Origin of the sequence: Streptomyces wuyuanensis (assembly GCF_900103455.1) — a bacterium.
Taxonomy (GTDB): Bacteria; Actinomycetota; Actinomycetes; order Streptomycetales; family Streptomycetaceae; genus Streptomyces; species Streptomyces wuyuanensis.
Map to the genome: position 1 here is coordinate 44097 of NZ_FNHI01000014.1, position 14148 is coordinate 58244.

A 14148-nucleotide genomic window follows, 5' to 3' on the forward strand; every position below is an offset into this window, starting at 1 on the left:
CGGGCGTCTTCTCACTCTCCATACGAACGGGCCCTTCCCGTATCGACACCTCAGCCGACCCGTATCGGCGCGGCCCGCCTCCGGCAGGGCGCACCGCAGGGGCGGACACGAAGGGCCGGCCCGGCGGATCCGCCGTTCCGGGGCTCTCGGCCCTCACCCCACCGTTCACGGTCCCTCCGGCAACGCGCGGGGATTGACATGCAGCCTTTTGGCTGCCTACGGTTCATGCAACCGAATGGCTGCATGTCGGGAGGACGATCGGCGGCCGGTCGAGCAGTCGATCGGGACCCGCCGGGGGAACGCGGAGTGGTACGGGTGGACGAGGTCTTCAAAGCACTGGCCGACCCCAGCCGCCGCCGGCTGCTGGACAGTCTCAACACCCGCAACGGGCAGAGTCTGCGGCAGCTGTGCGCGGGGCTGGACATGACCAGGCAGTCGGTCAGCAAGCACCTGGCGGTGCTGGAGGCGGCCGGTCTGGTGACCTCGCTCCGAAGCGGGCGGGAGAAGCTGCACCACCTCAACGCCGCACCGATCAACGCCATCGCCGACCGCTGGATCAGCCGGTACGACCGCGAGCGCGTGCGCGCGCTCGCGGACCTGAAGGCCGCATTGGAGCGAGAACCCATGAGCGAGCAGCCGGAATTCGTCTACACCACGTACATCAGGACCACTCCGGAGCGGCTCTGGGAGGCCCTGACCGATCCGGTCTTCACCCGTCGCTACTGGGGGGTGACGCTCACCTCGGACTGGGCGGCGGGTTCGGGGATGACCTGGGAGCAGTTCGGCGCCACCGTGTCCGACCCCGAACAGGTCGTGCTGGAGTCCGAACCCGGCCGCCGACTGTCGTACACCTGGCACACCTTCACCCCGGACTTCGCCACGGCATGCGGGCTGCCGGACGAGCTCGCCGCCGCCATGGCGGCGGAGCCCCGGTCGAAGGTGACGTTCGAGATCGAGCCGGCCGGGGACATGGTCAAGCTGACCGTGGTGCACGACGGCTTCGCACCCGGGAGTGCGGTCCTGGAGGGGGTCAGCGGCGGCTGGCCGGCGATCCTGTCCAGCCTCAAGACCCTGCTGGAGACGGGCGAGCCGCTGAGCGAGCCCCGGTAGCGGAGCCGCGGGTGTCCCGTGGCCGCCGGCCCCGGCGGCACCGGACAGGGCCGCTCAGCCGCCGGTGTCCAGCCGCAGGTTCCAGCGGCCCGGCCTGCCGGTCAGCACCACCGTGGACAGCGGACGCACATCCACGTTCCAGTACGTCGCGGGCGGCGCCTTCAGCGCGTACACGAGAGCCGCGCGCACCACGGCGGGTTCGGCGACGGCCAGGACCGAACTCCCGTCGTCGGCCGGGCGGGTGTCGAGCCAGCCCCCTATCCGCGTGATGAAGCCCAGCAGCGGTTCGCCACCGTGCGGTGCCGAGCGCGGATCGGCGAGCCACTCGTCCACCGCGTCCGGCTCCACTGCCGCCACCTCGCCGAGCGTACGGCCGCGCCACCGGCCCATGTCGCAGTCGCTCAGCGCGGGCTGTGCCAGCGTGGCGTAGCCGAGGGCATCGGCGGTGGCCCGGCTGCGGGCGGTCGGCGAGCAGTAGCGCAGTTCCGCCGCGCCCAGCGGAACGAGCGCGGGCGCGGCGAGCTGCACCTCGTACCAGCCGGCCTGGTCCAGCGGCCGGTCGTCGTCGAAGCGCTCGGCCAGCCGGGACGCGCAGCGCGCGGCGGTGACGAGGGTGACCCGAACACTCATGGCGGGATCGTGGTGCCGGGCGCCTCCCAGGTCAAGAGGGGTTACTGACCGTTAACGCCGTTCACTGCGGCTTCAGGGCCATCCACTTCTCCGGGTCGGTGATCGGGGCGAACCCGGCCTTCTCGTAGACCCCGTGCGCGTAGTCCGTGGCGAGGAGGACACGGCGGAGCCCGAGCGGGGCGAGACGGTCGCGCACCGCCCCGGCCAGGGCCGTGCCGAGCCCCTTGCCGCGCACGGCCCTGTCGACGTAGACGTCGCACAGATACGCGAAGGTGGCGTGGTCGGTCACGACCCGTGCGTACGCGACGAGCTCGCCGGAAGCCCGGTCGTAGACCCCGAAGTTGAGCGAGCCGGCGATGGCCCGGTCCTGCTGCTCCCGGCTGCGGCCGAGTGCCCAGTAGGCGTCGGTGGAGAGCCAGAGGTGGATCCGGGCCGGGTCGAGGCGGGCCGGGTCGGAGGAGATCTCGTACTCGCCGGGGATGACGATCGTGTCGCTCATCCCGCAACCTTCGCAGCACCCGGGACCGGTTGTCAGCGGGGGCCGCGAAAGCCGGTGCACCGGTGGGCCGGTCCGCGCCCCGGCACCCGCCCGGCTCCCTACGGTCAGCCCGCGCCGCCGCCCAGGACCTCGTCGCAGGAGGCGCGCAGTCGCCGCACGCCTTCGGTGATCTCGGCCGGCCCGGCGACCCCGGCGAAGCTCAGCCGGAGGTGCCCGGCGGGCGGTTCGGCGCTGAAGTACGGGCGGCCCGGGGCGACGGCGACCCCGGCGCGGAGCGCCGCGGCGACGAGGGCGGTCTCGTCGGTGCCGTCGGGCAGGCGCAGCCAGAGGTGGTGGCCGCCGGCCGGGACGTGTGGCAGGGCGAGTTCGGGCAGCCGGAGGCGCAGGGCGGCGGTCATGGTGTCGCGGCGGGCCTTCAGCTCGGCTGCGACGGCCCGGAGGTGGCGGTTCCAGGCCGGGGCGCCGACGAGTTCGAGCGCGGCCTCCTGCAGCGGCCGGGGCACGAAGAAGTTGTCGACCACGTGGATGGCGCGCAGGCGCTCCAGGACGGGTCCGCGCGCGGCGAGTGCGCCCACGCGCAGGCTCGGGGAGGTGGCCTTGGTGAGGGAGCAGACATGGACGACGACGCCGTCCGGGTCGTCGGCGGCGAGCGTGGCCGGGAGCGGGCCGGCGTCGGCGTGGACGAGGCGCCGGGCGAAGTCGTCCTCGATGACGAACGCCCCCGCGGCGCGGGCGATCCGCAGCACCTCGACGCGGCGCTCGGGGGCGAGCACCGCCCCGGTGGGGTTCTGGAAGAGCGGCTGGGTGACGAAGACCCGCGCACCCGTCGCCCGGAAGGCGGCGTCGAGGAGTTCGGGGCGGACGCCGTGGGCGGGTTCTGCGGGCACCGGCACGGGCCGCAGCCCCGCCGCCCGTGCGATGGCGAGCATCCCCGGATAGGTGGGCGACTCCACGAGCACCGGTGTGCCGGGCGGGGCCAGGGCGCGCAGGGCGGTGGTGAGCGCGGACTGGCCGCCGGAGGTGACCAGTACCTCGGCTGCCGTGAAGCCCGGGCCGATGCCGCGGGCGAACCAGTCGCGGAGTTCGGGCAGCCCGTCGGTCGGCGGACGGCCCCAGGCACCCGGGCGCCTGCCGGCGCGGGCGAGCGCGGCGGCCATCGCCTGCTCGGGCTGGAGGGAGGGGTGGAGATAGCCGCCGTTGAACTCGATGACGCCCGGCGGGGGCGCGGCGAGCGTCACGAGGACCCCGGAGGCGTCCACGGCGCGCGGGACGACCTCGGTTGCGGCGTCCGCGCTGAGCGCGACCTCCTGCCAGGACGTGTCGACGGCGGCGCCCGGGTCGGTCCTCGGCTGCGCACGGAAGGCCCCGGCTCCCGGGCGGGTGACGACGAGCCCCTCAGCGGCGAGCTGGGCCAGCGCCCGGGACACCGTGACCGGCGAGACCCGGTGGCGTTCGACCAGCGTGCGACTGGAGGGCAGCTTCTCTCCGGGTGAGTAGCGGTTGAGCTCCAGCCTGAGGGATTTCACCAGATCGGCAACGCTGCTACGCTCTTGCATGAGAGCACAGAATAGCGCTACTTCCGCGGGCACGATAGCGGTCGCCGAATCGCCGTCGCAGGAGCCGCACGCCGCGGCACCGGCGGAGCGGTCCGCGTCCCGGCGCGGAACCCTGCTCGCGTCGCTCGGTGTCGTCGCCTTCTCCCTCACCTTCCCCTCCACCGTCTGGGGACTGGAGTCCTTCGGCCCGTGGTCGCTGGTCGCCGTGCGAAGCGTGCTCGCCGCCGTCATCGCGGGAGGCTTTCTGCTCGCCCTGCGGGTGCCGCCGCCCGAGCGGCGGCACTGGGGTTCCCTGCTCGTGGTCGCCGGTGGTGTGGTCGTCGGCTTCCCCCTGCTCACCACCCTCGCGCTGCGGACGTCGACCACGTCGCACGCCGCGGTGGTCGTCGGTCTGCTGCCGCTGACCACCGCCGCCTTCGCGGCCGTGCGCACGGGCCGGCGGCCGTCCCGGACGTTCTGGGCGGCGGCGCTCGCCGGAGCGGCGGTCGTCCTGGGGTTCACGCTGGGCCAGAGCGGCGGCGCCCTGTCGACCGGGGACCTGTATCTGTTCGGCGCGCTGCTGGTCTGCGCCGCGGGCTACACGGAGGGGGGCCGGCTGGCCCGGCTCATGCCCGGCTGGCAGGTGATCGGCTGGGCCCTGGTCATGTGCCTGCCGCTCGCCGCCATCGGGGCGGTGTTCGCCCTGATGGCCGAACCGGTCCGGCCGAGCGTGCAGGGGTTCGCGGGACTGCTCTGGGTGGCCGCGGGGTCCACCTTCTTCGGGCTGTACGTCTGGTACCGCGGCATGGCGGCGATCGGCATCGCCAGGGCCAGTCAGCTGCAACTCGCCCAGCCTCTGCTCACTCTCGTCTGGTCCGTGCTGCTGCTCGCGGAGCCCCTCTCCCCCGCCGCACCCGTCGCCGCCGTCGCCGTTCTCGTGTGCATCGCTGTCACCCAGCGGGCGAACGCCTGAGGGTGACACAAGTCATACATCGGGACGTAGACTCTGAATACGGTCAACCCCCGTCAAGGAGGTCAGGCACGATGGAAGCGAGTGTGGGAGACAAGCTGCTCGTGCACGGCCGCGTCGTCGGTCAGCACGACCGGACGGCCGAAGTCGTCGAGGTACTGGGGGACAAGGGCACCCCGCCCTACCGGGTCCGCTTCGAGGACGACGGTCACGAGTGCCTGATGTCGCCCGGCCCCGACTGCGTCGTACGCCACCAGAAGTCCTGAGCCGAGTCCCGGGCCCGAGGTTCAGCGCGGCGGCCGGGCCCGGGTCGGATAGTGGTCGGCCACCACCCTGGCCATGGCGCCGATCCGGTCCGTGGCAACCTCCTTCGCCGCGAAGAAGCAGTGGCCGCGCACCTCCGGGTACCGGCAGGCGAGGGTGAGGTGACGGGAGAGTTCGGCCGGGTCCTGCCAGGCGGCGGGCTGGGCCGGATCTCCGGCCTTGTAGAGCGCCTCGCCGATGAACAGGTCCACGCCGGTGCCCCGGGTCACGTCGGCCCACCAGGGCACCAGCTTCGCGTAGTCGGCGACGGTGAACCCGATGTTCCAGTACAGCTGCGGCACCACGTAGTCGATCCAGCCCTGGCGGACCCACTTCCGGGTGTCGGCGTGCAGGTCGTCGTACGTCTCCACACCGGCTCGCGTGGGCGACCCGAGCGGGTCGGTGGACGCGTTGCGCCAGACCCCGAACGGGCTGATGCCGAAGCGGATCCCGGGGTCGATGCGCCTGATCCGTGCGGCCGTCTCCCGCACCAGCAGATCGATGTTGTTGCGCCGCCACGCGGCCTTGTCCCCGAACCCTCCGCCGTACCGCCGGTACGCTTCGTCGTCGTCGAAGACCTCCCCCGCCACCGGATAGGGGTAGAAGTAGTCGTCCCAGTGGACGGCGTCGACCGGGTACCGCTCCACCGCGTCCAGCATCGCGTCCTGCACGAAGGCCCTGACCTCGGGCAGGCCCGGGTTGTAGTAGAGCTTTCCGCCGTACGGAAGCACCCATCCGGGGTTCCGCCGCGCCGGATGGTTCGCGGCGAGGCGGCCGAGGTCGGTGTGGCCGGCGACCCGGTACGGGTTGAACCAGGCGTGCAGTTCCAGTCCGCGTGCGTGCGCCTCGGCGACGGCGGTCCCGAGCGGGTCCCAGCCCGGATTCCGCCCCTGCACGCCGGTCAGGTACGCGGACCACGGCTCGTGCGGTGAGGGCCACAGGGCGTCGGCGGTCGGCCGCACCTGGAGGATCACGGTGTTCAGCCTGCGGGCGACCGCGCGGTCGAGCTGCGCCAGCAGCTCGGAACGCTGCTGGGCCGCGGAGAGCCCGGGCCGGGAGGGCCAGTCCCGGTTGGCGACCGTCGCCACCCACATCCCGCGGAACTCCTGGGGGCAGCCCCGCCGGCGGCCGCGCGCGGGGGCCGCGACCGCCTCCCCCGCCATGCCCAGCGCGGCGAGCGCGCCGGCCACCGTGACGAACCCCCGCCGAGTGATCTGCCTCATATGCCGGGTCATGTACCGAGCCTCCGCACCGCCGTGCACCGCGCCTTCGCGGGCGTCCGCGCACAGCATGCCCGCCCCGGGCACCCGGGCACACGCACCGGCGGAGTAACGTCGTGGCGTCGAGGCGGGCGCCGGAACCATACGGGGCCTGCCGCACCGAGATCAGCGAAAGGCACGATGTGACCGACACTGTGGCCGGCGTATCCCGCGTCGGAGTGGTGGGCTGTGGCCAGATGGGCGCCGGTATCGCCGAGGTGTGCGCCCGCAGCGGACTCGAGGTCAAGGTCGCCGAGACCACCGGCGAAGCCCTGGAGATCGGCCGGACGCGGCTGTACAACTCGCTCGCGAAGGCCGCCGAGCGCGGCAAGATCAGCGACGAGGAGCACCAGGCGACGCTCGAGCGGCTCAGCTTCACCACCGACCTCGGGGAGTTCGCCGACCGCGACCTCGTCATCGAGGCGGTCGTGGAGAACGAGCAGGTCAAGACCGAGATCTTCCAGGTGCTCGACCAGGTGGTGACCAGCCGGGACGCCATTCTCGCCTCCAACACCTCGTCGATCCCGCTGGTGAAGCTGGCCGTCGCGACCTCCCGCCCCGACCAGGTCATCGGCATCCACTTCTTCAACCCGGCGCCGGTCCAGAAGCTCGTCGAGCTGATCCCCGCGCTGACCACGTCGGAGGAGACGATCAAGCGCTCCGAGGCCGTGGTCGAGCAGGTGCTCGCCAAGCACGCCATCCGTGCCCAGGACCGCTCGGGTTTCGTGGTCAACGCGCTGCTCATCCCGTATCTGCTGTCGGCGATCCGGATGTTCGAGTCGGGGATCGCCAGCCGTGAGGACATCGACAACGGCATGGAGCTGGGCTGCGCCCACCCGATGGGCCCGCTGAAGCTCTCGGACCTGATCGGCCTGGACACGGTCGCCTCGGTGGCCGACTCCATGTACGCCGAATTCAAGGAGCCCCTGTACGCAGCTCCGCCGCTGCTGCAGCGCATGGTGGACGCGGGGCGGCTGGGCCGTAAGACGGGCTCGGGCTTCTACACCTACTCCTGAGCCGCGTCGTACGCCTGCGCCGCGTCGTATTCCTGCGCCGCGTCGTATTCCTGAGCCGCGCCGTGCCCGTGCACCGCGTCGGGGCCTGTCTGCGGCCGTATCGCGCGGCCCGTGCGATGCGATTCGTACAGGTGTTTCACACGGGGTGTGAGGAGCGTGTCCGCATATGCCGTGCGCACACGCTCCCCTGCTCCCACCAGGGAGTGTTGACTCGGGATCGCTCGGCCGAGGGACCACCGGACGACCATCCCGAACAGGAGCACACAGGTGACCACCGACCCCGATCACTTAGCCGCCGTCGAGGAGTTCGCCGAACTGCGCCGCTCCCTCGACGTCGGCCTCGCCCGTATCGACGGGCATCTCGCCCTGCTGGCCCAGCGGCACGACCGCGTCGACCGGGACCTGGACGAACTGACCGCGCGAGTGGTGACGCTCGAGCACAGCCGATGGCCCCTGCCCGCGGTCGCCGCGCTCACCGCACTGGGCGCACTGGCGGTGGCGGTATGGCAGGCGGCCGGCGGCTGAGGTCCGCTCCGTAAGCCCCGGCGGCGGTACGGAATCGCCGGGGCCGTCCGGGCCCGCACGAGCGCACGTGCCGCACACGGACGCGGCACGCCACGGCGGCACGTCGGCGGTCCGCCCCGGGCTCATCACAGGCGCAGATGGTGCAGCATCAGCAGCCCGGCCGCCATGTTGGCGGCCGGGACCTCGCCGCGGGCGATCATGTCGGGAACCAGCTTCAGCGGTATCCATTCACGGCGCGAGGACTCGAAGTCGTCCTCGGGAGGGCCGATGTAGGTGGCGCCCTCCGACCAGTAGAGGTGGTGCCGGGCATCGGTGAGCCCGTTGGACGGTTCCACGGTCAGCAGATGCTGGAGCGGTCCGGGGCGCCAGCCGGTCTCCTCCTCCATCTCCCGCGCCGCGGCGAAGGCGATGTCCTCGCCGTCCTCCACGACGCCCGCGGCCAGCTCCCAGCCCCAGCTGTCGGTGATGAACCGGTGCCGCCACAGCATCAGCACCTCGTTGGCCTCGTTGACGGCCGTCGCGACTGCGACCGGGCGGAGCCGGATCAGGAAGTGGTCGAGATGCCGGCCGTCCGGCAGCTCGACATCCGCGAGATTGACCCTGAACCAGCGGTTCTCATAGACGGTTTGCTCGCTCAGCTTCGTCCACTGCACGGTTCTGCCACCTTCCGACAAGTAGATGGCAACATCGCAGCAGGAGGACGGCCCGAGGGGAACGCTCACAGGAGGCGCAGGAGGGCTCACAGAGGTACGCGCAGGGCCCCTTCGATGATTTCGGCCGCTTCGGCTGCCGGGGTGGAGCCGTTCGCCGCCAGGCTCGCCCGAACGGCACGGAGCCGGTCCCTCAGCCGCTGCGACTCCATCCCCCTGGCCCTTTCGGTCATTTCGACGGCGGTCCGGGCGGCCCGCTCGGCCTCGCCCTGGCACAGCTCGATCTGGCTCAGCATGGCGAGCCGGTGCACCCGGCCCCGGTCGTGGGACGGTACGGCGGCCGCCGCGTCCGCGTGCTCCCTGGCCGCCCTCAACTCCCCCAGGCACAGCAGCGCCTCGGCGACCTGGACGTTCACCAGCCCCGGCTGCACATAGCCCGTCTCGTCCGGTTCGTGCCCCGGGAGGATCCGCTCCGCCTCCTCCTCGGCACGCCGGATCCGGCCGAGTGCCGCGCCTCCGTCACCGAGATGCGCGTACGCCTTCGCCTGCATCGCATAGAGGTCGGTGGCCAGCGCCGGGGTGATCTGCCGGCCGGCAGTCCGCAGCGCCGCCTCGGCGAACGCAACCGCCTGCCGGTATTCACCCATGTACAGGGACTGGTTGACGAGCAGTGCGATCACGTACGCGCCGAGCCCCCGGTCGCCGCTCGCCTTCGCCAGCCGCAGCGCCTGGTGGAAGTAGCGCTGTGCGAGCCCGTGGGCGTCCGAGTCGTAGGCGCAGATGCCCGCGACGGCCACCAGACCGCCGGTCGCCCGGTGCAGTTGGCGACCCAGCGCGTCGCTGTAGGCACCGCGCAGCAGCGGGGCCGCCCCGCTGTTGAGGAAGCCGACGATCCGGGAGCGGGTGGCGATGCCTCCGGCCCTGCGGTACATCAGCTCGTAGTGGGCCCGGGCCGCACGGAGCATCTTGATGTCGGCCATGCTGACCCGGGTGCGGCCGTCGCGTGAGACGTCCGAGTCCTCCGGGGGGTTCTCCCACTCCCACACGGGCATCACGGCGGGTGTGCCGGTGACCGCCGGTGCGCCGATGACATGCGGACGCTGCTGCTCGTCGGAGCGCCACAGCGCCGTGGCCCGCTCCACGAAGCCGGAGAGCGGGGAGCCGTGCTGGACCGAGGTCCCGCCCGGCACGCCGAGTCCGATGTCGTCGAGGGTCACCGCGCGTCGCAGCCGGCCCGCGAGCACCTCGCAGATCAGGTCCGGCACCTGGCCGCGGGGACGCTGCCCCTTCAACCAGCGCGCCACGGCCGTGTGTTCGTAGCGAAGAGTGAGGCCTCTCGCCCGGCCCGCCTGGTTCACATGGGCGGCCAGTCCCGCGTGCGAGATGCCCGCCTCGTCGAGCAGCGCGTCGAGCAGGGTGTTGGGCTGCATGGGGCCCTCCGTTGGCTCGGTGTGGCCCAGAGTAGTGGAGCGGGCTTCGCACGGGGTGTGAAACAAGTGCATATATCCGTGCCGTGCGCGCTCTGCCGCTGTCCCGCTGGCGCCGGTTGACTGATTTTCCTCTCAAGGAGGCGGCCGGGCCGCCGGCTCCCCCTCGTACAGTGCGGCGGCCCGCATCCGCGCCGTCCGTCCTGCTGATCTGCCCGACACTCCGCGGCAGGACGGGCGGCGCCGGCCGCGAACGGCCCTTTCCCCGTCGGTGATTGGAGGGCTCAGGGCGGGAACGGCGCAGCTCCGGCCCCGGACTGCGCCGGCACCCGTGCCCGGCCGTCGCGCGGCACCGGTACACCCACGAGGCCGTTCGGCCGGCCCAGGCGGACACCGCCGGGATTCCCACCCGAAGGAGTGAGCGCGAAGAAGCGGGACGAGGCGTGCACGCGCAAAGGGGCGCGTCCGGACCGGGTCCGGACGCGCCCCCTTCGCTGTCGGCGGTGGACGCTCAGGCGCCGCGCAGCACCGCTCCGGTGCGCTCGCCGGCGAGCGCGACGGCGGCGTCACGGGCGGCCGAGGCCTCCTCGACGGTCAGCGTGCGGTCGGGAGCGCGGAACCGCAGCGCGTACGCCAGCGACTTCCTGCCCTCGCCGATCTGCTCGCCCTCGAAGACGTCGAACAGCCGGATGGACTCGAGCAGTTCGCCCGCGCCCTCGTGCAGCGCCTTCTCCACGTCGGCGGCGGGCACATCCGAGGCGACGACCAGCGCGACGTCCTGGGTGGCCACCGGGAAGGTGGAGATCCGGGGTGCCTGGAGTGCGCCCTCGCCGGCCCGCTCCAGCAGGTCCAGCTCCATCTCCATCGCGCAGGTGCGCTCCGGCAGCCCGAGCGCCTTGATGGCGCGGGGATGCAGTTCCCCCGCGTGACCGACGAGCGTCTCCTCGCCGTCCACCGAGACGTACAGCGCCGCGCAGCGACCCGGGTGCCACGGCGTGTGCCGGTCGGCGCGGACGGTGAGCTCGGCACCGGCCTCACGGGCGACCGCACGGGCCGACTCGATGGCGTCCGCCCAGTCGGCGGGACGGCCCCCGCCCCACCAGCCGGCCTGCTCGCGCGCGCCGGCCAGGACGGTGGCGACCCGGCGCGGCTGGTGCGGCAGCGCCGCGTTCAGCACCGCGATCTCCTCGTCGGTCGGACGGCGGTCGACCGGCAGCACGCCGGGGACCGTCTCCTCGCCGGTGGGCCGGAAGACCAGCCCGGTCTCGAAAAGCGCCAGGTCGTGCGAACCTCGGCCCACGTTGCGCCGCAGCGCGGAGAGCAATCCGGGCAGCAGCGTGGTGCGCAGCGCCGGCTCCTCGTCGGAGATCGGGTTGACCAGCGTGACCACCGTGCGCCGGGGGTCGTCGGCGTCCAGACCGAACTGGTCCAGGACCGCCTCGCCGACGAAGGGGTAGTTGAGGGCCTCGACGTAGCCGGCGCCGGCCAGCGCTCGGCCGACGCGCCGGTGCAGCCGCTGGCGCGCGGTGAGTCCGCGGCCGGACGGCGGAGTGGGCAGGGTGGAGGGGAGGTTCTCGTACCCCTCCAGCCGGATGACCTCTTCCGCGAGGTCGTTCGGCTCGTGCAGGTCGGGGCGCCACGACGGGACGGTCACCACGAGGTCGTCCTGGCCGTAGACGTCGCAGCCGACCTCCTGCAGCCGGCGGACCACGGTCTCGCGGCCGTAGGCGACGCCGGCGACCCGGTCGGGGTGGTCGGCGCGCATCGTGATGGTGCGCGGCGCGGACGGGGCGACGATCTCGGTGACCCCGGCCTCGGCGGTGCCGCCGGCCAGGAGCACCAGCAGGTCGACCGTGCGCTGGGCGGCCGCGGCGGCCGCCTGCGGGTCGACTCCGCGCTCGAAGCGCCGGGACGCCTCGGACGACAGCTTGTGGCGGCGGGCCGTGCGGGCGATGGAGACCGGGTCGAAGTGCGCGGCCTCCACGACGACCTCGGTGGTGCCGCGGACCTCGCCCGTCTCCGGGTCGGTCTCGGAGTCGGCGATCTCCGTGTTGGCCCCGCCCATCACGCCCGCGAGGCCGATCGGCCCGCGGCTGTCCGTGATGACCAGGTCCTGCGCGTCCAGGACGCGCTTGACCCCGTCGAGGGTGGTGAACTTCTCGCCGGCCTCGGCGCGCCGGACCCCGATCGGGCCCTCGAGCCGGTTGCGGTCGTAGGCGTGCAGGGGCTGGCCGAGCTCCAGCATCACGTAGTTGGTGATGTCGACGGCGAGCGAGATCGGCCGCATACCGGCCTTCTGCAGCCGGCGCCGCATCCAGATCGGCGAGCGGGCCTCGGGGTCGAGACCGACGACGGTGCGCGCGGTGAAGCGGTCACAGCCGATGGGGTCGGCGATCCGCACCTGGTAGCCGTACGAGTTCGGCGCGGGCACGTCGAGCAGCGCCGGGTCGCGCAGCGGCAGCCCGTAGGCGGTGGCGGTCTCGCGGGCGACACCGCGCATCGACAGGGCGTAGCCGCGGTCGGGCGTGACGGCGATGTCCAGGACCTCGTCGTACAGCTCCAGCAGCTCGGTGGCGTCGGTGCCGACCTCGATCTCGGGCGGCAGCACGATGATGCCGTGCGTGCCGTCGTCGCCCATGCCGAGCTCGTCGGCGGAGCAGATCATGCCGCGGGACATCCGGCCGTACGTCTTGCGCTCGGCGATGCGGAAGTCACCGGGCAGGACGGCGCCGGGCAGCGCCACGACGACCTTGTCGCCGACGGCGAAGTTGCGGGCGCCGCAGACGATCTCCTGCGGCTCGCCCGTACCGTTGGCCTGCGCCACGTCGACCGTGCAGAAGCGGATGGGCTTCTTGAACTCGGTCAGTTCCTCGATGGTGAGTACCCGTCCGACGACGAGCGGGCCGGTGAGGCCGGCGCCGAGCTGCTCGACGGTCTCGACCTCGAGGCCGGCCGAGATGAGTTTGGCCTGTACGTCACGGCCGGTCTCCGTCGCCGGCAGGTCGACGTACTCCCGCAGCCATGAAAGCGGGACCCGCATCAGATCTCCATCCCGAAGGGCCGGGTGAACCGGACGTCACCCTCGACCATGTCTCGCATGTCTTCGACGTTGTGGCGGAACATCAGCATCCGCTCGATGCCGAACCCGAAGGCGAATCCGCTGTACTTCTCCGGGTCGACGCCGCAGGCGGTGAGCACCTTCGGGTTGACCATTCCGCAGCCGCCGAGTTCGATCCAGCCCTCGCTGGAACAGGTGCGGCAGGGGCGGTCCGGGTTGCCGACGGACTCGCCGCGGCAGACGTAGCAGACCATGTCCATCTCGGCGGACGGCTCGGTGAAGGGGAAGAAGTTCGGCCGGAGCCGGGTCTTCATGCCCTCGCCGCCGAAGAGCGCGCGGACCATGTGGTCCAGGGTGCCCTTGAGGTCGGCCATGGTGAGGCCCTCGTCCACGGCGAGCAGCTCGACCTGGTGGAACACCGGGGTGTGGGTGGCGTCCAGGTCGTCGGTGCGGTACACGCGGCCGGGGCAGATCACGTACAGCGGCGGCTCGCGGTCCAGCATCGAGCGGACCTGCACGGGCGAGGTGTGCGTGCGCAGCACCACGCCGGAGCCGGACTCACCCCCTTCGCCGCCCGTGCCCTCGGCGCCCTTCACGAAGAAGGTGTCGTGCTCACCGCGGGCGGGGTGGTCGGCCGCGATGTTCAGCGCGTCGAAGTTCAGCCACTCGGTCTCGACCTCGGGGCCCTCGGCGACCTCGTAGCCCATGGCCACGAAGATGTCCTCGATGCGCTCGGAGAGCGTGGTGAGCGGGTGCCGGGCGCCGGACGGGGTGCGGTCGTACGGCAGTGTGACGTCCACCGCCTCCTCGACCAGCACCCGGGCGTCGCGCTCGGCCTCCAGTTCGGCCTGGCGCGCGGCCAGGGACTTGTTGACAGCCCCGCGGGCCTGGCCCACACGCTTGCCGGCCTCGGCCTTGGCGTGCGGCGGCAGGGCGCCGATCTCACGGTTGGCGAGCGCGAGCGGCGAGGTGGGGCCGGTGTGCGCGATCTTCGCCTCGTGGAGCGCGTCGAGGTCGCCCGCGGCGGCGAAGGCGGCGAGCGCCTCGTCCCGCATGCGCTCGATCTCTTCCGGTTTCAGTGCCTCGACCTCGACAGGGTCGTACGACTTGTTCGGTGCCGACATCTCTTCCCGTACTTCCGATGGGGTGGCTGGGGCGCCCGCTCG

Annotated in this window: 13 protein-coding genes; 5 read left to right on the forward strand and 8 right to left on the reverse strand. The window is 72.5% G+C overall.

Features of this window, described 5'->3' with window-relative positions; translation table 11 throughout:
* Positions 1-315: 315 nt before the first annotated feature.
* Entirely contained in the window at positions 316-1110 is a 795-nt protein-coding gene (locus tag BLT82_RS20875; RefSeq protein ID WP_093657060.1) for an ArsR/SmtB family transcription factor, read from the forward strand.
* A gap of 54 nt (positions 1111-1164) precedes the next feature.
* Here BLT82_RS20875 and BLT82_RS20880 read toward each other — a convergent pair whose 3' ends face one another.
* The 3 genes from BLT82_RS20880 to BLT82_RS20890 form a co-directional block, all read right to left on the reverse strand.
* On the reverse strand, positions 1165-1740 hold the full coding sequence (locus tag BLT82_RS20880) for a histidine phosphatase family protein (protein ID WP_093657062.1): 576 nt from the start codon (positions 1738-1740) through the stop codon (positions 1165-1167).
* A gap of 61 nt (positions 1741-1801) precedes the next feature.
* A complete protein-coding gene (locus tag BLT82_RS20885) occupies positions 1802-2239 on the reverse strand; it encodes a GNAT family N-acetyltransferase (RefSeq protein ID WP_093657064.1) in 438 nt (145 codons plus the stop codon).
* Between the two features lie 104 nt (positions 2240-2343).
* Positions 2344-3795, reverse strand: a complete 1452-nt coding sequence (locus tag BLT82_RS20890) for an aminotransferase-like domain-containing protein (protein ID WP_093657066.1) — start codon at positions 3793-3795, stop codon at positions 2344-2346.
* Here BLT82_RS20890 and BLT82_RS20895 point away from each other — a divergent pair.
* Complete coding sequence (locus BLT82_RS20895) at positions 3794-4747, forward strand: DMT family transporter (protein WP_093657068.1); 954 nt, start codon at positions 3794-3796, stop codon at positions 4745-4747. The two genes, BLT82_RS20890 and BLT82_RS20895, sit on opposite strands and share 2 nt — an antisense overlap.
* Before the next feature lie 71 nt (positions 4748-4818).
* The gene (locus tag BLT82_RS20900) at positions 4819-5010 is read left to right on the forward strand and encodes a DUF1918 domain-containing protein (RefSeq protein ID WP_093657070.1); all 192 of its coding nucleotides are present in this window, start codon (positions 4819-4821) and stop codon (positions 5008-5010) included.
* 21 nt (positions 5011-5031) lie between these two features.
* Here BLT82_RS20900 and BLT82_RS20905 read toward each other — a convergent pair whose 3' ends face one another.
* Entirely contained in the window at positions 5032-6210 is a 1179-nt protein-coding gene (locus BLT82_RS20905; protein WP_455431878.1) for a glycoside hydrolase family 10-like protein, read from the reverse strand.
* A gap of 251 nt (positions 6211-6461) precedes the next feature.
* Between BLT82_RS20905 and BLT82_RS20910 the strand changes: the two genes are divergently transcribed.
* Positions 6462-7322: a 3-hydroxybutyryl-CoA dehydrogenase gene (locus BLT82_RS20910; RefSeq protein ID WP_208868001.1), complete on the forward strand. Its 861-nt coding sequence runs from the start codon at positions 6462-6464 to the stop codon at positions 7320-7322.
* Positions 7323-7589: 267 nt separating this feature from the next.
* The gene (locus tag BLT82_RS20920) at positions 7590-7847 is read left to right on the forward strand and encodes a hypothetical protein (RefSeq protein ID WP_093657076.1); all 258 of its coding nucleotides are present in this window, start codon (positions 7590-7592) and stop codon (positions 7845-7847) included.
* A 125-nt stretch (positions 7848-7972) separates the two neighbouring features.
* Here the strand turns inward: BLT82_RS20920 and BLT82_RS20925 are convergent, their stop codons facing one another.
* The 4 genes from BLT82_RS20925 to pheS all read right to left on the reverse strand — a co-directional run bounded on the left by BLT82_RS20925 (position 7973) and on the right by pheS (position 14106).
* On the reverse strand, positions 7973-8500 hold the full coding sequence (locus tag BLT82_RS20925; protein ID WP_093657078.1) for an NUDIX hydrolase: 528 nt from the start codon (positions 8498-8500) through the stop codon (positions 7973-7975).
* Between the two features lie 86 nt (positions 8501-8586).
* Entirely contained in the window at positions 8587-9927 is a 1341-nt protein-coding gene (locus BLT82_RS20930; protein ID WP_093657080.1) for an NsdA family TPR-like regulatory protein, read from the reverse strand.
* A 508-nt stretch (positions 9928-10435) separates the two neighbouring features.
* On the reverse strand, positions 10436-12964 hold the full coding sequence (gene pheT / locus BLT82_RS20935) for a phenylalanine--tRNA ligase subunit beta (RefSeq protein WP_093657082.1): 2529 nt from the start codon (positions 12962-12964) through the stop codon (positions 10436-10438).
* Complete coding sequence (pheS, locus tag BLT82_RS20940; protein WP_093657084.1) at positions 12964-14106, reverse strand: phenylalanine--tRNA ligase subunit alpha; 1143 nt, start codon at positions 14104-14106, stop codon at positions 12964-12966. Before pheS ends, pheT begins: the two co-directional genes overlap by 1 nt.
* Positions 14107-14148 lie beyond the last annotated feature (42 nt).